The organism is Croceibacterium atlanticum, from assembly GCF_001008165.2.
GTDB lineage: Bacteria > Pseudomonadota > Alphaproteobacteria > Sphingomonadales > Sphingomonadaceae > Croceibacterium_C > Croceibacterium_C atlanticum.
Map to the genome: position 1 here is coordinate 2,200,841 of NZ_CP011452.2, position 19,226 is coordinate 2,220,066.

At 62.4% G+C, this 19,226-nt stretch carries 20 protein-coding genes; 12 read left to right on the top strand and 8 right to left on the bottom strand.

Annotated features, from left to right (window positions below; genetic code table 11):
• Positions 1–8: 8 nt before the first annotated feature.
• Positions 9–185 (top strand): hypothetical protein, encoded by a 177-nt coding sequence (locus tag WYH_RS16865; RefSeq protein ID WP_156320126.1) that lies wholly within the window; start codon positions 9–11, stop codon positions 183–185.
• 20 nt (positions 186–205) lie between these two features.
• On the opposite strand, the gene WYH_RS10400 is transcribed toward WYH_RS16865, so the two are convergent.
• The 4 genes from WYH_RS10400 to WYH_RS10410 form a co-directional block, all read right to left on the bottom strand.
• Positions 206–1,555, bottom strand: a complete 1,350-nt coding sequence (locus WYH_RS10400) for an aldehyde dehydrogenase family protein (protein WP_046905060.1) — start codon at positions 1,553–1,555, stop codon at positions 206–208.
• A 137-nt stretch (positions 1,556–1,692) separates the two neighbouring features.
• Positions 1,693–1,815, bottom strand: coding sequence for a hypothetical protein (locus WYH_RS17295; RefSeq protein ID WP_268908392.1), 123 nt, complete (start codon positions 1,813–1,815; stop codon positions 1,693–1,695).
• 45 nt (positions 1,816–1,860) lie between these two features.
• The gene (locus WYH_RS10405; RefSeq protein WP_053833533.1) at positions 1,861–2,844 is read right to left on the bottom strand and encodes an agmatine deiminase family protein; all 984 of its coding nucleotides are present in this window, start codon (positions 2,842–2,844) and stop codon (positions 1,861–1,863) included.
• A 4-nt stretch (positions 2,845–2,848) separates the two neighbouring features.
• Positions 2,849–4,519 (bottom strand): M28 family peptidase, encoded by a 1,671-nt coding sequence (locus tag WYH_RS10410; protein WP_179945406.1) that lies wholly within the window; start codon positions 4,517–4,519, stop codon positions 2,849–2,851.
• 121 nt (positions 4,520–4,640) lie between these two features.
• Between WYH_RS10410 and WYH_RS10415 the strand changes: the two genes are divergently transcribed.
• The 4 genes from WYH_RS10415 (at position 4,641) to WYH_RS17300 (ending at position 9,407) form a co-directional block, all read left to right on the top strand.
• Entirely contained in the window at positions 4,641–7,298 is a 2,658-nt protein-coding gene (locus WYH_RS10415; RefSeq protein ID WP_046903782.1) for a [protein-PII] uridylyltransferase family protein, read from the top strand.
• Complete coding sequence (locus WYH_RS10420; RefSeq protein WP_046903783.1) at positions 7,298–7,771, top strand: peroxiredoxin; 474 nt, start codon at positions 7,298–7,300, stop codon at positions 7,769–7,771. The genes WYH_RS10415 and WYH_RS10420 overlap by 1 nt, the downstream gene beginning before the upstream one ends.
• Positions 7,772–7,781: 10 nt before the next feature.
• Positions 7,782–8,570 carry a ferritin-like domain-containing protein gene (locus WYH_RS10425; RefSeq protein ID WP_046903784.1) on the top strand — a complete coding sequence of 263 codons (789 nt, stop codon included), beginning with the start codon at positions 7,782–7,784 and terminating at the stop codon, positions 8,568–8,570.
• A 171-nt stretch (positions 8,571–8,741) separates the two neighbouring features.
• Positions 8,742–9,407 (top strand): M23 family metallopeptidase, encoded by a 666-nt coding sequence (locus tag WYH_RS17300; RefSeq protein ID WP_046903785.1) that lies wholly within the window; start codon positions 8,742–8,744, stop codon positions 9,405–9,407.
• A 171-nt stretch (positions 9,408–9,578) separates the two neighbouring features.
• On the opposite strand, the gene galU is transcribed toward WYH_RS17300, so the two are convergent.
• Positions 9,579–10,454, bottom strand: a complete 876-nt coding sequence (gene galU / locus WYH_RS10435) for a UTP--glucose-1-phosphate uridylyltransferase GalU (RefSeq protein ID WP_046903786.1) — start codon at positions 10,452–10,454, stop codon at positions 9,579–9,581.
• A gap of 139 nt (positions 10,455–10,593) precedes the next feature.
• Between galU and WYH_RS10440 the strand changes: the two genes are divergently transcribed.
• Positions 10,594–10,821, top strand: a complete 228-nt coding sequence (locus WYH_RS10440) for a hypothetical protein (protein ID WP_046903787.1) — start codon at positions 10,594–10,596, stop codon at positions 10,819–10,821.
• Here WYH_RS10440 and WYH_RS10445 read toward each other — a convergent pair.
• Positions 10,815–11,063: a ribbon-helix-helix domain-containing protein gene (locus tag WYH_RS10445; RefSeq protein ID WP_046905062.1), complete on the bottom strand. Its 249-nt coding sequence runs from the start codon at positions 11,061–11,063 to the stop codon at positions 10,815–10,817. The two genes, WYH_RS10440 and WYH_RS10445, sit on opposite strands and share 7 nt — an antisense overlap.
• A gap of 86 nt (positions 11,064–11,149) precedes the next feature.
• Here WYH_RS10445 and WYH_RS10450 point away from each other — a divergent pair, with 86 nt between their 5' ends.
• Positions 11,150–11,908: a helix-turn-helix domain-containing protein gene (locus WYH_RS10450; protein WP_046903788.1), complete on the top strand. Its 759-nt coding sequence runs from the start codon at positions 11,150–11,152 to the stop codon at positions 11,906–11,908.
• Between the two features lie 46 nt (positions 11,909–11,954).
• On the opposite strand, the gene phbB is transcribed toward WYH_RS10450, so the two are convergent.
• Together phbB and WYH_RS10460 are read right to left on the bottom strand one after the other, a co-directional pair.
• Positions 11,955–12,677 carry an acetoacetyl-CoA reductase gene (gene phbB, locus WYH_RS10455; protein WP_046903789.1) on the bottom strand — a complete coding sequence of 241 codons (723 nt, stop codon included), beginning with the start codon at positions 12,675–12,677 and terminating at the stop codon, positions 11,955–11,957.
• A gap of 116 nt (positions 12,678–12,793) precedes the next feature.
• The gene (locus WYH_RS10460) at positions 12,794–13,549 is read right to left on the bottom strand and encodes a hypothetical protein (RefSeq protein WP_244877905.1); all 756 of its coding nucleotides are present in this window, start codon (positions 13,547–13,549) and stop codon (positions 12,794–12,796) included.
• Positions 13,550–13,876: 327 nt separating this feature from the next.
• Here WYH_RS10460 and WYH_RS10465 point away from each other — a divergent pair, with 327 nt between their 5' ends.
• Genes WYH_RS10465 through WYH_RS10485 form a run of 5 tightly spaced genes read left to right on the top strand, consistent with a single transcriptional unit; the run spans position 13,877 to position 19,222 of the window.
• Positions 13,877–14,353 carry a DUF3576 domain-containing protein gene (locus WYH_RS10465; RefSeq protein WP_046903791.1) on the top strand — a complete coding sequence of 159 codons (477 nt, stop codon included), beginning with the start codon at positions 13,877–13,879 and terminating at the stop codon, positions 14,351–14,353.
• A gap of 32 nt (positions 14,354–14,385) precedes the next feature.
• Positions 14,386–16,914 (top strand): leucine--tRNA ligase, encoded by a 2,529-nt coding sequence (leuS, locus tag WYH_RS10470; protein ID WP_046903792.1) that lies wholly within the window; start codon positions 14,386–14,388, stop codon positions 16,912–16,914.
• Positions 16,911–17,402: an LPS assembly lipoprotein LptE gene (lptE, locus tag WYH_RS10475; protein WP_046903793.1), complete on the top strand. Its 492-nt coding sequence runs from the start codon at positions 16,911–16,913 to the stop codon at positions 17,400–17,402. Before leuS ends, lptE begins: the two co-directional genes overlap by 4 nt.
• Entirely contained in the window at positions 17,399–18,445 is a 1,047-nt protein-coding gene (gene holA / locus WYH_RS10480; RefSeq protein WP_046903794.1) for a DNA polymerase III subunit delta, read from the top strand. The genes lptE and holA overlap by 4 nt, the downstream gene beginning before the upstream one ends.
• Before the next feature lie 45 nt (positions 18,446–18,490).
• Entirely contained in the window at positions 18,491–19,222 is a 732-nt protein-coding gene (locus WYH_RS10485) for an alpha/beta hydrolase (protein WP_046903795.1), read from the top strand.
• The last annotated feature ends 4 nt before the right edge of the window (positions 19,223–19,226 follow it).

Sequence of the window (19,226 nt, forward strand, 5' to 3'; positions counted from 1 at the left end):
CAAATATCATGCTTGCTTTAGGTTGCCTGTTCCCCGTCCTGCTGGCCATTGGCGGCGCCATGATCGGCGCGATGCTGGGCGGTAATACGGGAACATTGTGGGGCGGGATCGGTGGGCTTGCGCTGGGCTGCGCGGTTCCCGCAATCATGCTGTTCGCCCTGGGCTCCGCGCGGAACAAGCGCTGAGCCCAAGGCAAAAGCGCCGGTCAGGCCGTGTGGCGGTACACGGCGCGTTCGTGGCTGAACGCCTTGAAGCCGAAATAGCCGTGATAGCTGCCCATGCCGCTGGCATTCACGCCGCCAAAGGGCAGGTTGTTTTCCAGATAGTGGGAGAACACGCCATTGATCGTCGTGCCGCCGGATGACGTGCGGTTGAGCACCCGGGCGACATTATCCTCATTCGGGCTGAACATATACAGAGCCAGCGGCTTGTCGCGCGCATCGATATAATCGATTGCCTGATCCAGGCTGTCATAAGTCATCACCGGGATGACCGGCGCGAAGATTTCATCCTGCAGGATCTTCATCTGCGGGGTGACATTGGTCAGCATGGTCGGGTGGATGGTGAGGTCTTCTTCCTCGAACGTGCCACCGGCGGCCACGGTCGCACCCTTTTCCACCGCATCGTCGAACATGCCCTTCACGCGGTCGAAATTGGCCTTGTTGACGATCTGCGCGATACTTTCCTTCTTGAGCGATCCGTCCTCGTTATAGAGGTTCTTCTGCACATTGGCCTTGAAGGATTCGACCAGTTGCGCCTGCTTGTCTTCCTTCACGAAGACATAATCGGGCGAAATACAGGCCTGGCCGCCATTGAACTGCTTGGCGGCAGCCAGCGCGGCACCGATACCTTCGATATTCGCGCCATCGTCGATGATGACCGGGCTCTTGCCGCCCAGTTCCAGCGTGACGGTGGCAAGGTGTTTGGCCGCGGCGGCCATCACGATCTTGCCCACGCGCGTGCTGCCGGTGAAGAAGATGTGGTTGAAGGGCAGGTCCAGCAGGGCCTCCGCCACGCTGACATCGCCTTCAAACAGGGCGATTTCATTCTCTTCGAAACATTCCTCGATGATGACCTTGGCGATACGCGCCGTGGCCGGGCACAGATCGGTCAGCTTGATCATGCAGCAATTGCCCGCTGCAATCGCCGCGGCCACCGGCCCCAGCGTCAGGCCCAGCGGGAAGTTCCAGGGACCCAGCACCAGGCACACGCCGCGCGCTTCATAGATGATCTGCGCCCGGTCATCCGGATTGTTGGACGGCGTGACTTCGGTAGGCTTCATCCATTCATCGAGATTGTCGATATTGCGCTGGATATTGCCGACAATGTTCATCACCTCGGTCACGCGGATTTCGCCTTCCGGCTTGCGTGTATCTTCCAGCACGGCGGCGACGATATCGTCCGCATGGGCTTCAACCGAATCCTTCAGTCGCTGCAGCTTCGCCTTCCGCTCTTCCGCGCCGGAGGCTTTGACGTCCCACTGGTGCGCCTGCTGCAGGGCGAAGACACGGGCGATTTCCTGTGACAGGTCGGTTGCTGTGGGCTGAGTAGACATCAGGCGTTCCATCTCCGGAAGAATTGGATTTTGGCGCCTTCTAGTAGGTCATGCCGTCGCAAGACAAGACTCAGGGCGGGCACAACCGGCCCGCTCGTCGCATCAAGATGTCGGGATGACGCCGCGAGGCAGAGGGATCAGAAAGGCAGTGCGCGGCCGGCGGCGATCAACACGCAGGCACATGCCAGCACGGTCGCAAGACGCAGGAATTCCATGCCGCGTGCGGCAAGTCCGGCCCGGATTGCGATTGCAGTGCCCATGCGGGCATTTTCGCGCGCAATCCCTAACGAAATATTACCGCCCGCCTAGGCGAGAGAGGGGACATGCTGGCTGGCGCAATGGAAACTGCCCCCGCCGGCCAGCACGGCATCGGCCATAAGGCCGATTACCGCCCGGTGCGGAAACAGTTCGCGCACGGCAGCCACGCCATCCTCGTCATGAACCGAACCGTAGATCGGCACGATCACGATATCGCTGCAGATGGCGAAATTCATGTAACTGGCCGGTTCCACATGATCGCCTTCACCCATCATGCCGGGAGAGGGGACATCCGCAACATCCAGGCCGAAATCCAGGGCGCGGGCCCGCGCATCGGCATAGATCGCGGCATTGGGATCATCCGGCCCGCTGGGCAGCGGCAGGGCGAGCCGGCCGGGCGCCACGAAACGCGCCAGATTATCGACATGGCCATCCGTGTGATCGTTCAGCAATCCATCGCCCAGCCACAATATCCGTTCGAACCCCAGATCCCGCGCCAGGTTGGCGGCAATCTCGTCCTTGCTGAGGCCGGGATTGCGGTTCGGGTTGAGCAGGCATTGTTCGGTGGTGACGGCAAGGCCGGTGCCGTCCGTGTCAATCGCGCCGCCTTCCAGCACCCAGTCGGTGCTGTCGCATGGCAGACCGGCAGATGCTGCCAGCGCGGCGCCAACCGTGTGATCGCCCTCCATCTCGAACTTGCCGCCCCAGCCGTTGAAGCCGAAACGACGGGCAATGCGCCCGCCCTTGCCATCGGGCAGGACCAGCGGCCCGGTATCGCGCAACCAGATATCGCCATAGACGTGGCGTTCACATGTCACCGCGCCGCTGACCAGATCGCGCGCGCGCATCTCGTTTGCGGCATCGCGAACAACCAGCCGCACTTCCTGCCCGGTTTCGGCGACGGCATTGGCAAAAGCGGCAATCTGTTCCTGCGCGCGGTGCAGCACGCCCGGCCATTCCCGCTCGTCATGCGGGAAGCCGATCCAGATCCAGTCCTGCGGGGCGAATTCCGCCGGCATATGCAATGTCATGGGATCAGCACCCTCCTTCCGCCGCACAGCTTTCATCCCGAATGGCGCGGAATTCATCACCCTCGTACCAATTGGGCCAATCCGTCGTTTCGCCCAGCATCCGGCCAAGCCGGTAATATAGCTGCAGGTCCTGCATCACCCCGCTCCAGTCCCAGGCGGGATCATATTCGTCATCCGGCCCGTGATAGGCGTTTTCGCGATAAGCGGCGGAATATGCCTCCCCCGCTGCGCGGCCACCATCCAGCAGGTCTTCCCCGCCATCGATATAGAACATCGGCACGCCGCGCTTGGCGAAGCTGAAATGGTCGGAACGGTAATAATAGCCGGCCTGCGGTGCACTGTCGGGCGTGGCAACGCGGCCGAGATCGGACAGGGCATGATCGAGATAGGCATCCAGCGTGCTTTTCCCGCCGCCGACCACTGTCACGTCATGCGCCGGCCCGGCCAGGAACAAGGCATCCATGTTCAGCCCGCCAACCGTGCGGTCCAGCGGGAAGACAGGGGTGGCCCCGTAATATTCAGAACCGAGCAGGCCCGATTCCTCCGCCGTCACGGCAAGGAACACTTGCGTTCTTGCGGTGGGGCCGGCTTTCACATGCGCTTCGCCCAGGGCGACCAGCGCGGCGGTTCCGGTCGCATTGTCGATCGCACCATTGCAGATATCGTCCCCTTCCGCATTCGGCGTGCAATGGCCGAGATGGTCCCAATGGGCGGAATGGAGGACATATTCATCAGGCCGTTCGCTGCCCGGCAGAATGCCGATCACATTCTTCGAAGCGAATTTGCGGACCGAATTATCGAACCCGGTCGAAGCCGTCAGCCCCAAGGCAACAGGCTTGAAGCCCGGCCGTTTCGCCGCTGCCGACAGGGCGAGAAAATCCTGACCGGCGGCCTGCAATATCGCTTCTGCCACTTCCTTCTGCACCCAGCCATTGACCATGGTCTGATCCGCCCCGCCATTGCCGCGTTCGGCATAGGCTTGCGGCCCGGTCCAGCTGCTTTCGACCACGTTCCAGCCATAGGCGGCCGGGTAATCCTCATGCACGATCAGCGCGGCTGCGGCGCCCTGCCGGGCCGCCTCTTCATATTTATAGGTCCAGCGGCCGTAATAGGTCATCGCCTTGCCGTTGAACGTGCCCTGCAGCTCTTCACTGTCATAATCCGGATCGTTCACCAGGATCAGCGCCGTCTTGCCGCGCATGTCCACGCCGGCATAATCGTTCCAGCCTTTTTCGGGGGCATTGATGCCAAAGCCGACAAAGACGATCTCGCTATCGTCCAGATCGATCCGCCGGTCTTCGCGATAGGTTACGCCGACCCAGTCCGCCCTCGGCCGGTAACGCAGATCCGCCGCCGGGCCGCCAATCCGCAATTCCTCGAAATTGTCGGCGGTGATTTCCACCAGCGGCACGTCCTGGAACCAACTGCCGTCATTGCCCGGCTGCAGGCCCGCATCGCGCAGTTTCTCCACCAGATAATCCAGCGTCTTTTCTTCACCGGCAGTGCCCGGTTCGCGCCCTTCGAATTCATCGGAAGAGAGGGTTTTCGTCACCTCCTTCATCGTCGCTTCGGAAATCGCGCCCGGTTCCACATCGGCGAAAACAGGCGTTTCCGCCCGTGCACCGACAGCGGCAATGGCGGCCGCGGCCGCGATGGTCAAAGAATTGCGGATCATCTGGAAACCACCTTCAAGGCTCTGGTTTGATCGCCGTTTGGCAAAGCACGGCCCGCACCGCAAGCTCGGCCCGATTGCGGGGTCTTGCCCTTCCCTCTCCGACCATGCAGGGCTGCATCCCATGTCGGCTGATTGGCAGGGAGCGATCGAACGCGCGCAGGCACATGCGCCCTTTCTTGCGCTGGCGTTGCAACGCCGGCCCGAACTTGCCGAAATGCTCGCCCGCGGCGAAGGGGAAGCGGCGCTGGCCGCCTCCCGCCATGCGGGGGACGATGCGGAAAGCGTGGATGTGGCCCTGCGGCGGGAAAGGCTCTCTCTCGCGCTGACACTGGCCATCGGGGATCTGGCCGGGGCATTCCCGCTCGAACGGGTCATGTCCGAACTCAGCGCTTTTGCCGATCGCGCGCTGGATGCTGCGATCCGGGAAGCGATTCTGCGCCGTGTCCCGGATGAAGAACCCGCCGGTTTCTTTGCGCTGGCACTGGGAAAACATGGCGCGCAGGAACTCAATTACAGTTCCGATATCGATCCGATCCTGTTGTTCGACCCGCAAACGCTGCCCCGGCGCGAAAGGGACGAACCGGGCGAAGCGGCGCAGAGATATGCCCGCACGATCATGGAACTGATGTCCCACCAGACGGCGGAAGGCTATGTCTTCCGGGTCGATCTGCGATTGCGCCCGGCATCGGAAATAACCCCGCTCGCCATTCCGGTGGATGCCGCGCTGACCCATTATGAAAGTTCCGCCCTGGCATGGGAACGCGCCGCCTTCATCCGCGCACGCGCATGTTCCGGCGATATCGGCAAGGGGGAAGACTTCCTGGCTGCAATCCGCCCCTTCGTGTGGCGCCGCAGCCTGGATTTCACCGCGATCGAGGATATTCGCCGGCTGACCGCGCGCATCCGCCAGACCTATGACGGGCTGCGCGAACCCGGCCCCGGCTTCGATATCAAGCGCGGGCGTGGCGGCATTCGGGAGATCGAATTCTTCGCCCAGACGCATCAGCTGGTTCATGGCGGGCGCAACCCCGCGCTGCGCCTGCGCGGCACGCGCGCCGCGTTGGACGCATTGGCGGCGGAAGGGATCATCGCGGCCGAAGATGCCCAACTGCTCGGCAAATCCTATGACCGGCTGCGCGTGATCGAACATCGGCTGCAGATGGTGGAGGACCGGCAGACCCACAGCCTGCCTGCCAATGCGGCCGCGCTGGACAATGTCGCCCGGCTGGACGGGCTGGCGGATGGCGAAACCCTGCTGGAAGAATTGCGCGCCATTTCCGCAAAAGTGGCGGATCTCTATTCCGACCTTCTGGGGAAGGATGAACCGGAAAGGCACAGCGGCATAAGCCCGGAACAGCGCCAGCGCTTTGCCGACAGGTCGGACAAGTGGAAGGATACTATCCGCAGCCTGCGCAGCGCCGAAGCGCGCAAGGCCTTCGATGCGATCCTGCCGACCCTGATCGACGATCTGGCCGAAGCATCGGAACCGGAACGGGCCATGGCGAGATGGGAAACATTCCTCGCCAGGCTGCCCACGGCCGTCAATCTGTTCCGCCTGTTCGAACAGCGTCCGGGATTGTTACAGCAGGTGTTGCGCGTGCTCACCCTGGCGCAGCCGCTGGCCGATGAACTGGCGCGGCGCCCCGAATTGCTGGACCGGATGATCGATTACAGCGCGCTGGACCTGCCCGGATCGGTGGAAGAACTGGCCGCCCGGATGCAGCGCCACGAACCGGATGACGATTACGAACGCAAGCTGGACCGGGTGCGGCAGGTGGTGGGGGAAGAACGCTTCGCCCTGGGCGTGCAGCTCACCGAAGGGCGGCACGATCCGCTGGATATCGGATCCGGCCTGGCCCGCGTGGCGGAGGCCGCGCTGGACACGGCCGCCCGCGCCGCCTGTGCCGAATTCGAAAAGGCCCATGGCCGGGTGGAAGGCAGCGAATTGCTGGTCCTCGGCCTCGGCAGGCTGGGCGGCGGCGCGTTGACCCATGCCTCCGATCTCGATCTCGTATATCTCTTCACCGGACAGATCGGCGTGGAATCGGACGGGCCGCGTCCGCTCACCGCATCGCTCTATTTCAATCGCCTTGCCCAGCGCGTGACGGCGGCGTTGAGTGTTCCGACCGCCGAAGGTGCCCTGTACGAGGTGGATACGCGGCTCCGCCCACAGGGCGCGCAAGGGCCAATCGCCGTCAGCCTGGACAGCTTCGCCCGGTATCAGGCGGAAGATGCCTGGACCTGGGAACATATGGCCCTGTGCCGCGCACGGCCCGTGTTCGGGCCGGAACAGGGGAAGGCGGATCTCGCCGCCATCATCCGCAATGTTCTGGCAGAGCCGCGCGATGCAGAGAAATTGCGGGCCGATGTGCTGAAAATGCGCGGCGATATCGCCACCCACAAACCGCCCAAGGGGTTGCTGGATGCAAAATTGCTGCGGGGCGGCCTCGTCGATTGCGAATTCATCATCCACTATCTGCAATTGCGGGAACGGATGGCCTTTCAGCCGGCACTGGAAAAGGCGATCGACGAACTGACCGGGGCGGGCTTCCTGCCGGAAAGCTTCGCCGGGCATTTCTCGCTGATTGCCCGGATGCTGATTTCGGCGCGGTTGTTCGCGCCCGAATGCACCGAACCGCCGCCGCCATCCTGCGCGGCGCTGGCCCGTGCGTGCCATTGCGATGATTTCGACAGCCTCTTGAAAGACTTTTCCGAAGCGCGGCATGGCGTCGCCGCGACATGGAACACGCTGTTCGGCGAAAAACTGGAGATCGACTGATGAGCGACCGCCCCGATATTGGCGACACTTTACCCGACATCGCGCTGGAAACACCGGATGAAAAGGAACTCCGCCTGTCGGAATTCAGGGGCAAGCCGCTGGTCCTGTTCTTCTACCCCAAGGATGACACGCCGGGCTGCACCACGGAGAACAAGGATTTCACCGAACTGAAGGCGGAATTCGACGCCGCCGGCATTGCGCTGCTGGGCGTCAGCAAGGATCCGCCGGCAAAGCACGGCAAATTCATCGCCAAGCACGGACTGGCGGCACCGCTCGCATCCGATCCGGTGGAAAACGGGCTGGCCGATGCGCTGGGCATCTGGGTCGAAAAGAACATGTATGGCCGGACCTATATGGGCATGGAACGGACGACCTATCTGGTCGACGCCGAAGGGAAGATCGCCCGTGTCTGGCGCAAGGTTAAGGTGAAGGGCCACGCCGCCGAAGTTCTCGACGCGGCAAAAGCGCTCTGAGAACAAGGGCGTGATCTCGGTATTCGAAGCGATTCGCGGCGCCCTGCTGACGGGCGATCCGCGCGACAAGGTCATGGCGACGCGCAGACTGGTGCGCCAGTGGCGCAAGGGTGATCTGGGTTTCGCCCCCAATGCCGAAATGCCCGACCGTCCGGCCTGGCCGGCAGAACTGGAACTGCTGCCGCCCAACCGGATGCCCAAGCGCGGGCGCGGCGGATCTCTGCGCGGCCAGATCGCCCTGTGGCATTCGCTGGCCCATATCGAATTCGTCGCGATTGACCTGGCCCTGGACATGGCGGGCCGGTTCGGCGCGGAAATGGGTGAGGAATTCGTCGGTGATTTCCTGGCCGTGGCAGCCGATGAAGCGATGCATTTCGCGCTGATCGACCGCAAATTGCGGCAGCTCGGATCACATTATGCAGCCTTGCCGGCGCATGACGGGCTGTGGGAAGCGGCAATGGAAACGCGCCATGACGTTGCCGCCCGGCTGGCCGTTGTGCCGATGGTTCTGGAAGCGCGCGGGCTGGATGTGACGCCGGGAACGCTCGAACGCATACGCGCGCAGGGCGATGAAAACGGGGCGAAAATTCTCGAACGAATCCTTGACGACGAGATCCGGCACGTCCGCACGGGCGCAAGCCATTTCGCGAGATTTTGCGCAAAAGCCGGTTTGGAACCGAAGAATCACTGGAAAATGCTGGTTCAGGAACACTTTCGGGGGGCTCTCAAACCACCATTCAACGACTCGGCGCGCCTCGCTGCCGGTCTATCGCGGGATTACTACAGCCCGGTTGTCTAATTAACCTTCACCCGCTTACGTAACAATCAACGAGACCGCGGGGGGTTCCGACGATCTCAGAATTAAACAGCCGAAGCGGGCGGCTTTTTGCCGCAGGTGCCCTTTGCGCCAACCGCATGAAGCAAAAATGGGCGGTCGGGTCGCCCATAAAGAAGACGGGATACGTGTCGCATGATCGCAAAACTCGCACTTGGCTCCTTCGCCAGCGCCGCTCTTTCGATTACGGCAGTGCCGGCCCAGGCCAACGAGACGACGACCGCCACCCAGATCACCGGTGCAATCAATCCTGACGCAGCAGGCGGCGCCACTGGCGATGCCGAATTCCAGGAATTGTTCGCCAGCTGGAAGGACATGGACACGAACGGCCAGCTCGCGGCCACTCCACGGGCACGTATCATGGTTCCCGCCGGTATGCCGGTGCAGGGCGTGGCGCTGACCAGCGATTACGGGATGCGCAACCACCCGATCCTGCGCAAGCGCCGCCAGCATAACGGTGTCGACCTGGCAGGGCCTTCCGGCACGCCGGTCTATGCAACCGCTGATGGCATGGTTTCGCGCGCTTCGCGCTTCGGTTCCTATGGCAATTACATCCAGATCGAACATGGTGGCGAACTGGAAACCCGCTATGCCCATCTGTCAGGCTATGAAGTTTCTGCCGGCGACCGCGTCCATAAGGGCCAGTTGATCGGTTATGTCGGCTCCACCGGCCGTTCCACCGGGCCGCATCTGCATTACGAAGTCCGCCTGGCGGGCGAACCGGTCGATCCGCGCCCCTACATGGTTACGCAGCTCGCGCTGGACGAAAGTGCCGGCGGCAAAGGCGGCGGCGACGAATAAGCACCAGTTTCCCCTGGACGGGAGATTATCGGGCGCCGGAGCGATCCGGCGCCCGAATTGCGTCTGGGGCACATACAGCCCGCATTGTCCGAATGGATGGCGCTCCAAAAGAAAGCGCCCGCGCGGCAGGCTGACTGCCGGCGGGCGCCGTGTTCAATCCTTGGGGTTTGATCAGCCGAGCAGGCGCCGGGCGATTTCGCGCACTTCGGCGCCCATATCTTCCCGCTCCAGCGCCAGGGCCAGGGTCGCTTCCACAAAGCCGGTCTTGCTGCCGCAATCGAAGCGTCGGCCTTCGAAGGTCACGGCGTGGAAAGGCTGGTCGCCAATCATCTTCGCCATGGCGTCGGTCAGCTGGATTTCGCCGCCCGCCCCCTTTTCCTGAGTTTCGAGAGTGCGCATCACTTCCGGTTGCAGGATATAGCGGCCCGAAACGATCTTGTTGGACGGCGCCTTGTCCACCGGCGGCTTTTCGACCAGGCCTTTCACTTCGGTCAGCGCACCATCGACCGCGCCTGGATCGATCACTCCATAGCTCGATACTTCTTCATGCGGGACTTCGAGCACGGAAACCAGATTTCCGCCGACTTCATTATAGGCTTCAACCATCTGTGCCATGCAGCCCGGCTGGCCGACCATCAGTTCGTCCGGCAGGAGAATGGCGAAGGGTTCGTCCCCCACGATTGCACGGGCGCACCAGATCGCATGGCCAAGGCCCATCGGCACCTGTTGGCGCACGGTGATGATGTCGCCCGGCGTCGCGCGGGTAGGATCCAGCACGGACAGATCCTTGCCGCGTTCCTTCATCGTGGTTTCGAGTTCAAAGGCGATATCGAAATGTTCGACGATCGCCGTCTTGCCGCGTCCGGTGACGAAGATCATCTGTTCGATCCCCGCTTCGCGTGCTTCATCGACCGCATATTGGATCAGCGGCCGGTCCACCACGGGCAGCAGCTCCTTGGGGATGGCCTTGGTGGCGGGAAGAAAGCGTGTGCCCAGCCCCGCCACGGGGAAGACTGCCTTGCGGATCGGTTTGCGGTTCGTGCTCATGAAGTCAGCCTTAGAAATTGCGGCGCTTCAGCGTCAACATGGCTCGAAGCGCGGAAAAGCCCCTGTTCCGTTGCGGTACGTGAGAACAAACCGCCGTGCCAAGCATTGAGTCGACGAAACGAGAAAGGAAGGTTGCTGAATGGCACTGTTGAAACTCGCCGCAATCGGAACACTCGCATTTGTCGGGTACAAATATTACGAGAAATCGAAGTCTGAACGTCATGCTGCCTTTGCTGAAGGGCAGTCGGGTACGGTTCGCGACGCAGGCCCCGAAGCGATGGCCGACAAGCCAGCGCGAAAATGGAGCGAAACCGACGAAGCCAGCGACGAAAGCTTCCCCGCAAGCGACCCGCCGGCCACTTACTGATCCGGTGCAAGCCCGGCCCGGCGCGCCACCAGCCACAGGCGAATGGCGCCCGCCAGCCCCGGGGGCGTTTCAGCCGCGATACGCTCCGCATCGATGCGCGCAACAATACTATTGATCGGAACGCCCTCGGCCCGGGCCGCCTCCTCCAGCATTTCCCAGAAGAGCGGTTCAAGACTGATCGAGGTCTTGTGACCTGCAATCTCGACCGAATGTTTGACTGGCGGGTGATATGGTGTGGCCATGATCGCCCTCATTTAACCCGCTGGCGTGAACAACCCACGATTTTTTTGGGGTGGCCTCGATTCGAGGCGGCGATCTAGACGGGTGTATGACGAAAAATTGCCCTTCGCTGACGGAGCGGGAAAAGCAGACTTTGCGTCTGATCCTGCAGGGGCATGATGCAAAATCGATGGCACAGGCGCTCGGCCTATCGGTTCACACCATAAACGATCATTTGCGCGGCGCCCGGCGCAAACTGGAGGTGACCAGTAGCAAGGAAGCCGCGCGCCAGTTGCGGGAGCATGAGCGCGCCTGCCCCAATTCCTTTGTGCCCAAGGATTTGGGGAGAGCCGAAGCCACGCCGAATCATTCAGCAAGCGGCGCACCGAAGGCGGGGATGCGCTTCGCCTGGAAAATCGGAGGATCGCTTGTCATGAGCATTGTTGTTGCCGCCATCACCTTGGCTGCGCTTACCCCACCCGCTGTGCTTGAAAGCAAACCTAGAACCGAGGCAACGGGCGAGACCGGGAACGCTGCAGCTGAAACCGAGGCTGTCAGCGCCGCCCGTCATTGGCTCGAGCTCGTGGACAATGCCGAGTGGTTGGCGAGCTGGGAAGCCACCGGCACGTCCTTCCGCGAACTCAACACGGTAGAGCGATGGACCCGTGTTTCCGAAAAGGACCGCGTGCCGCTCGGAGCGGCGCTATCACGCGAGGTGGTAAGCGAGGAAAGCGTTCCCGCTCCGCCAAAGGGTTATCAGATGGTGAAGTTCAGAACTGAATTCGTGAACAAGCCCGCTGCCACGGAGACGCTGGCATTGGCACGCGAAGACGGCGTCTGGAAAGTGGTTGGGTGCTGGATCAGCTGAGATCACGTGGCGGGGCCGGCCGATCGGGCGCGGCCCCGCAGGGCAATCAATACATGTGCTGCCCGCCATTGATCGACAGGGTCGACCCGGTGATGAACCCGCCATCCTCGGAGGCGAGGAAGGATACGCCGCGGGCAATCTCGTCAGCATGGCCCAGACGGCCGACCGGAATCCGGGCAACGATCTTTTCCAGCACGTTTTCAGGGACAGCGGCCACCATGTCGGTATCGATATAGCCCGGCGCGATTGCGTTCACGGTTACGCCGAACCGCGCACCTTCCTGCGCCAGCGCCTTGGTAAAACCATGAATGCCGCTTTTCGCCGCAGCATAATTGACCTGGCCATATTGCCCGGCCTGGCCATTGATCGAACCGATATTGACGATACGGCCCCACTTGCGGTCACGCATGCCTTCGAAACAGGCCTTGGCCATGTTGAAGCAACCGCCCAGATTGATGCGGACCACATCGTTCCAGTCCTCGAAGCTCATCTTCATCAGCGTGCCATCGCGCGTGATCCCGGCATTGTTCACCAGCACGTCGATCGGGCCGACTTCGTCCATCACGCGGGCGCAACCATCCATAGTGGCCTGATGATCGCCGACATCCCATTTATATGCAGCAATTCCGGTTTCTTCCGTGAAGGCGCGTGCCTTCTCTTCATTGCCTGCATAATTGGCCACCACCGTCATTCCGTCAGCCTTCAGAGCCTCGCAAATGGCTCTACCAATTCCTCTCGTACCGCCGGTTACAATCGCTACGCGCGCCATGATCTCTCCTCTGGCTCGGACTTGCTGGACACGCCACAGTCTTAAGGCAGGGGTAACAGAATCCCAAAGAAAAACCCCGCCGAAGGCGGGGTTTGTTGCGCGAAAATCCGATAGGATCAGAAGCGGAATTGCGTTCCCACGTAAACCGCCTGGCTATCCTGCTTGGCAGCATCGGAAATCGGCGCCAGCCGATCGCGATCCTGGGAATAGCGCACGCCCGCCGTGACATCGAGATTGCGAGTCACGCGATAGCTACCCGCCAGATCCACGGTCTGATCGACCGACGAATCGATAGTGCGGGAAGCGCTGCCAGCCTTGATGTCTTCATCCACGGCAATGCGCGCGGCGAATCGGCTGGGCTTTTCCTTCGCGCCGGGGGACGGCTGGAATGCGGAAAGATCGGGAATATTCGCGTCGGACAGCGACTGCGAAATGGAAGGAGCCTGAGCCTTGGCAAAGGCCTGATATCCGCGAGAGATACCGAGATTGTAGCGCATCGGCGCGATGCGAACCGCTTCGCCCGCGACCTTTTCCTGCGCGCGATCGATCGCGGAGCGGATGGAGAAGGACCGAACCTCATCCTCGTCCACGCGGACGGCAACTGTCACCGAACGGCTGGCACCTTCGGCAACACCGGCCGGAGTGAAACGCATCAGGCGAGCATTATCCCCGCCGCGACTGGCCACAAGCTGCGCGATGCGCGGATCGCCGCCTGCCGGAGTCAGTGCGCCAAACTGGCCACCCACTGCAACGCTCACGGGATTTTCGATACCGGCGAGTGCAAGGCCAGCGCTGGGCAGAGCGAAAGCAGCCGCGCCGCAGATCGCTGCGGCCATCATGCGCCTGGCGCGTGATTTACGGTTCCTTTTCACCCAACTGCCTCAAATCGCCCCGTTTACACTCCCTGCCGAACAGACGATGTTCCCTCTTAACGGTTCCTGACCGGGTGCGGAGAATCATTCGATTCATTCGACAAACCATGCCTAATCCAGAAACGGGGCGTTTGGCCAGAAAACATTGTTGTACAAACCGGCCTTTTTTCCGACTGTTGCCGTCATCCAACAGCAATAATCAGGTTAAGCGGCCATTCACCGCGGGAAGTCCCAACAGATACGCGGTCCGGTGAACCTTGCCGCGTGCCCCTGTACGGTTATAGAGGCGCACCGGGTCAAAGCCCGTCAACGAATTACAGGACCGATATGTCACGAGCGAGTTTTGCGAACGCCCTATCCGGCACACCTGCCGCACGGACCCTGTCCCGCGCGCTGCTGACCGGGGCGCTGGGACTGGGCCTTTCGGCCTGCGGTGGCGGCGGCGAACGGCCGGAAGCCGATATCGCGGCATCGCAAGTGACCGCGATCGGCGTGAATTCCTATCTCTGGCGGGCCAGCCTGGAGACCCTGTCCTTCATGCCGCTGACGCAGGCGGACAGTTCCGGCGGCGTGCTGATCACCGACTGGTATTCCAATCCGGGCAATCCGAACGAGCGGATGAAGATTTCGGTTTCCATTCTCGATCAGGATCTGCGGGCTGATGCGCTGCGCGTGGCGGCCAGCCGCCAGACCTTGCAGGGCGGCACCTGGGTGGAAGCGCCGGTGCAGGCGGCCACCGTACAGCGGCTGGAAGACATTATCCTGACCAAGGCACGCGCACTGCGCCATTCGGCTGTCGGCTAAGCGCGCCGCCAACGGCATTCAGGGGTAAATCCATGAGCGAGACACGTTTCGATCCGTCGCAGGCCGACGGGCGCTGGCAGCGTGCCTGGGACGAGGCGCGCACTTTCGAGGCAGACAGCAACAGCAGCAAGCCCAAAAGCTATGTGCTGGAGATGTTCCCCTATCCTTCAGGGCGCATCCATATCGGCCATGTGCGCAATTACACGATGGGCGACGTGCTGGCCCGCTACAAGCGGATGACCGGGCACGAAGTGCTGCATCCGATGGGCTGGGACGCGTTCGGCATGCCGGCCGAAAACGCGGCGATGGAAAAGGGCGTCCATCCTGCCGGCTGGACTTACGACAATATCGCCAACATGAAGGCGCAGCTGAAGCGGCTCGGCTTCGCGCTCGACTGGAGCCGCGAATTCGCAACCTGCGATGCCGAATATTACGGCCATGAACAGGCATTGTTCATCGACCTGTACGAAGCCGGGCTCGTCTATCGCAAGGAAAGCGCCGTCAATTGGGATCCGGTCGACATGACCGTGCTCGCCAATGAACAGGTGATCGACGGGCGCGGCTGGCGTTCGGGCGCGCTGGTGGAAAAGCGCAAGCTGAACCAGTGGTTCCTCAAGATCACCCATTTCGCGGATGAGCTGCTGCAGGGCCTGGGCACGCTGGAAGACTGGCCGGAAAAGGTCCGGCTGATGCAGGAAAACTGGATCGGCAAGAGCACGGGCCTGCAATTCCGGTTCAAGGGCAGCAATTTCGACGAAGAGATCGAAGTCTATACGACGCGGCCCGATACGATCTTCGGCGCCAGCTTCGTGGCCGTGGCGGCGGACCACCCGCTGGCCCGCGCCGTGGGCGATACCGATCACCAGGCCGCCGCCTTCATCGAACAATGCCGCGAAGGCGGCACCACGGCGGAAGAGATCGAAACCGCGGAAAAGCGCGGTTACGATACCGGGCTGAAAGTCGTCCATCCGATCTCGGGCAAGGAATTGCCGGTCTGGATCGCCAATTTCGTGCTGATGGATTACGGCACCGGCGCGATCATGGCGGTGCCCGGGCATGATCAGCGCGATTTCGAATTCGCCACCAAATACAGCCTGCCGATCACCCGCGTGGTGGCCCCGCACAAGGAAGATGCCGACAAGCCGTTTGAAGGCGAGGCGGAAGCCGGGGACGGGATTCTGGTCAATTCCGATTTCCTGAACGGCTTCGATGTCGATACCGCCAAGCAGACCGTGATTGCGCGCGCCGGCATGGAAGGCTGGGGCGAAGGCAAGACCGTGTGGCGCCTGCGCGACTGGGGCGTTTCGCGCCAGCGTTACTGGGGCACGCCGATCCCCTTCATCCATTGCGACGATTGCGGCGTGGTGCCGGTGCCGAAGGAACAGCTGCCGGTAAAGCTGCCCGAGGATGTCGATTTCTCCACTCCCGGCAATCCCCTGCTGCGGCACCCGACATGGAAGAACGTGTCCTGCCCCAAATGCGGCGCGGATGCGCAGCGGGAAACCGATACGCTGGATACATTCGTCAATTCTTCCTGGTATTTCCTGCGCTTCGCCAGCCAGCCGGCAGACAAGCCCTTCGACAAGGACGAAGTGGCCGCCTGGATGCCGGTGGACCAGTATATTGGCGGTATCGAGCATGCGATCCTGCACCTGCTCTATGCCCGTTTCTGGACCCGCGCACTGGCCCATCTGGGCAAGCTGGACGTGGCAGAACCCTTCGCCAGCCTGTTCACGCAGGGCATGGTCACGCACGAAACCTATGAACGGAAAAACGCCGAAACGGGCCAGCCGGCCTATTTCAGCCCGGACGAGGTGGATCGCGGCGCAGATAATGCCGTGCTTAAGGCGGACGGCCAGCCGGTAACCATCGGCCCGGTGGTCAAGATGTCCAAGTCGAAGAAGAATGTCGTCGATCCGGACATGATCGTGGCCCGTTACGGCGCCGATGCCGTGCGCTGGTTCATGCTGTCCGACAGCCCGCCGGAACGCGACCTGCCCTGGTCCGCCGCGGGAATCGAAGGCTGCGGCAAGTTCGTGCAGCGCCTGTGGCGGCTTTTCGCCCAATATGATGCGCAGACGAGCGGCGATGACAAGGCGCTGGCCCGCAAGACGCACCAGACCATCGCCGCCGTGGGCCAGGATATCGAGGCGCTGTCCTTCAACAAGGCAGTGGCGCGAATCTATGAACTGACCAGCGCCGCCGAAAAAGCCGCGCCTTCGGCCGACCGGAGTGCCGCGATCCGCGCGATCCTGTCACTCGTCGCGCCGATGATGCCGCATCTGGCCGAAGAAGCCTGGGCCAGCATTGGCGGCGAAGGGCTGGTGGCCGATGCCGCTTGGCCCGCAGTGGACGAAGCGCTGCTGGTCGAGGATGAAGTGACCATCGCCGTGCAGGTGAAGGGCAAGCTGCGCGATACGCTGACTGTCGCCAAGGGCCTGCCCAAGCCGGAGCTGGAGAGGCTTGCGCTTGCCAGCGAGAAGGTCCAGCGTTCGATCGACGGAGCGGAAATCCGCAAGGTGATCGTGGTGCCCGACAGGCTGGTCAATATCGTCGTATGAAGCGTTTGCTGCCCCTTGCCCTGATTGCATCTTCGCTGGCGGGCTGCGGATTGCAGCCGATGTATGCCGGCGGCGGAAACGGGGCGGTGGCGCAGGGGCTGGCCGCCGTGGAAGTCTCCCCGATTGAAGGGCGCGCGGGCTGGCTGGTCCGCAACGCCCTGCGGGACCGGCTGGGCCAGGGCGGCGATGGCACGGCGCAATACCGGCTCGACATTCTGCTGGACGATCAGCTGGAAGGGCTGGGCCTGCTGACCGATGAAACCATCGGGCGGGAACGGCGCACATTGCGGGCACGCTATCAACTGGTCGATCTGGCCAGCGGGGATATCGTGGTGGATGCCACGGCCGGATCCGATGCGGGGATCGACGTGGTTTCTTCCGAATATGCCACGATCGCGGCGGAACAGACCGCGCTGGAAAATCTCGCCCGGGATGTGGCAGACCGGATCATCACGCGTCTGACGCTGGAACTGCGCGAACAATCGTGAAGGCGACCCAGCGCGATTTCGGCAATGTTGCGCCGAAAGCGGCGAAACAGGCACGGGTGGCCTTTTTCTGCGGGCCGGATGAAGCCGGCGCCTCCTCCGCCGCTGCGAAACTGATCGGCCTGCTGCCCGATGCCGGGGAACGGATCGAATTCAGCGGATCGGAATTGCGGTCGGACCCGGTGAAGCTGGGTGACGAAGCCCGATCAACCTCCCTGTTTGGCGGGACGCGGCACATCTATGTGCGCGCCACGGGGGACGAAGCGCATGACGCGGTAAAAACCTATCTGGAAGCGGTGGATTTCGGCCAGGCCGATGGCGCCTGTCCGGTGGTGATCGTGGCCACCAATGCGACGGACAAATCGCGCACCGCCAAATTGCTGGAAAAACGGGCGGACGGGCTGGTGGCCATGTTCTACCCGCCGGATCTGCGCAGCGTGACGGACGAAGTCCGCCGCATGGCCGGGGCGGCCGGGCTGACGCTGGGCGGCGACATTGCCGAACAGATCGCCCGCGCATCCGGCCTCGATGTCCGGCTGGCACAATCGGAAGTAACCAAGCTCGCCCTCTATCTCGACGCATCGCCGCAGGCCCCGCGCAAGGCGGATGCCGAAGCATTGGCCGCTATCGGCGCGAAGACGGAAGAAGATGGCTTCATGCCGCTGGTGAATGCGGTGCTGTCGGGCCAGGTCAACCGGCTTCAGGGCGAACTGCAACGCTTTGCGGAGGTTTCGCTCAACCCGGTGGGCGTGTTGCTGGCGCTGGAACGGCGCGCCGCGCAGCTCGCGCAATTGACTGCCAGGCTGGGGCAGAATGGCAATATCAATGCCCTGCTGGATGCGGAACAGAAGGCGCACCGCGTGTTCTGGCGCGACAAGCGCGACCTGACCGAACAATTGGGCCGATGGAACGCGCGCAAGCTGGACCGGCTGGTCCATCGGCTGGCGGCAACGCATCGCGCGCTTCTGGGCAACAGCCAGTCGGCCGAATTGCTGCTGGCGCAGGAGTTGGTCGAAATCACCCGCTTCGCCGCCGCCCGCAGATAAAGGCGCGTCTTGCCCTCCTGCGCGACAGCTCCCACAAAGGTCCACATGGAAGACGCGCAAATCCACTCAATGCCCGATGGACGGAAGATCGCCTTCCACTTCACCCCGGGCGCCAGGCCGGCCCTTGTTTTCCTGCCCGGCTATATGTCCGACATGCAGGGCGGCAAGGCGACTGCCCTGTTCGATTGGGCGAAGCGCGAAGGCCGGGCCTGCCTGCTGCTGGACTATTCCGGATGCGGCGAAAGCGATGGCGATTTTGCCGATGGTACGCTGTCGCGCTGGTGCGATGAAGTGATTTCTCTGATCCACGCCCGGATAGAAGGTCCGGTCGTGCTGGTGGGATCTTCCATGGGCGGCTGGCTGATGCTGCTGGCGGGCCGCACACTGGGGGAAAGGCTGGCAGGGCTGGTGGGAATCGCCGCCGCGCCGGACTTCACCGATTGGGGATATGACGAAGCGCAACAGCGCAAGCTGGCGCAGGGCGAAACCGTCTTTGAAGACAACCCCTATGGCCCGGACCCGACGCCAACCCATGCCGAATTCTGGGCCGACGGACAGGCGCAGCGGCTGCTGCATGGCGAAATTCCGATCGATTGCCCCGTAAGATTACTCCACGGACAGGAAGACAATGACGTGCCGCCCGAAATATCATTGCGGCTGGCACGGGCGCTGCGTTCACCCGATGTGCAGGTCACGCTGGTCAAGGGTGGGGACCACCGCCTTTCGCGCGACGGTGACATAGAATTGCTGCTGCGAACCGTCGGCGCGATCACCTGACCGG

Coding starts and splice junctions, on each gene's coding strand:
- WYH_RS10485 (WP_046903795.1), top strand. CDS start 18,491: ATGGAAGACGCGCAAATCCACTCAATGCCCGATGGACGGAAGATCGCC.
- phbB (WP_046903789.1), bottom strand. CDS start 12,677: ATGGCGCGCGTAGCGATTGTAACCGGCGGTACGAGAGGAATTGGTAGA.
- WYH_RS10450 (WP_046903788.1), top strand. CDS start 11,150: ATGACGAAAAATTGCCCTTCGCTGACGGAGCGGGAAAAGCAGACTTTG.
- WYH_RS17295 (WP_268908392.1), bottom strand. CDS start 1,815: ATGGGCACTGCAATCGCAATCCGGGCCGGACTTGCCGCACGCGGCATG.
- galU (WP_046903786.1), bottom strand. CDS start 10,454: ATGAGCACGAACCGCAAACCGATCCGCAAGGCAGTCTTCCCCGTGGCG.
- WYH_RS16865 (WP_156320126.1), top strand. CDS start 9: ATGCTTGCTTTAGGTTGCCTGTTCCCCGTCCTGCTGGCCATTGGCGGC.
- WYH_RS10465 (WP_046903791.1), top strand. CDS start 13,877: ATGTCACGAGCGAGTTTTGCGAACGCCCTATCCGGCACACCTGCCGCA.
- WYH_RS10445 (WP_046905062.1), bottom strand. CDS start 11,063: ATGGCCACACCATATCACCCGCCAGTCAAACATTCGGTCGAGATTGCA.
- WYH_RS10420 (WP_046903783.1), top strand. CDS start 7,298: ATGAGCGACCGCCCCGATATTGGCGACACTTTACCCGACATCGCGCTG.
- lptE (WP_046903793.1), top strand. CDS start 16,911: ATGAAGCGTTTGCTGCCCCTTGCCCTGATTGCATCTTCGCTGGCGGGC.
- leuS (WP_046903792.1), top strand. CDS start 14,386: ATGAGCGAGACACGTTTCGATCCGTCGCAGGCCGACGGGCGCTGGCAG.
- WYH_RS17300 (WP_046903785.1), top strand. CDS start 8,742: ATGATCGCAAAACTCGCACTTGGCTCCTTCGCCAGCGCCGCTCTTTCG.
- WYH_RS10400 (WP_046905060.1), bottom strand. CDS start 1,555: ATGTCTACTCAGCCCACAGCAACCGACCTGTCACAGGAAATCGCCCGT.
- WYH_RS10440 (WP_046903787.1), top strand. CDS start 10,594: ATGGCACTGTTGAAACTCGCCGCAATCGGAACACTCGCATTTGTCGGG.
- WYH_RS10410 (WP_179945406.1), bottom strand. CDS start 4,519: ATGATCCGCAATTCTTTGACCATCGCGGCCGCGGCCGCCATTGCCGCT.
- WYH_RS10415 (WP_046903782.1), top strand. CDS start 4,641: ATGTCGGCTGATTGGCAGGGAGCGATCGAACGCGCGCAGGCACATGCG.
- WYH_RS10405 (WP_053833533.1), bottom strand. CDS start 2,844: ATGACATTGCATATGCCGGCGGAATTCGCCCCGCAGGACTGGATCTGG.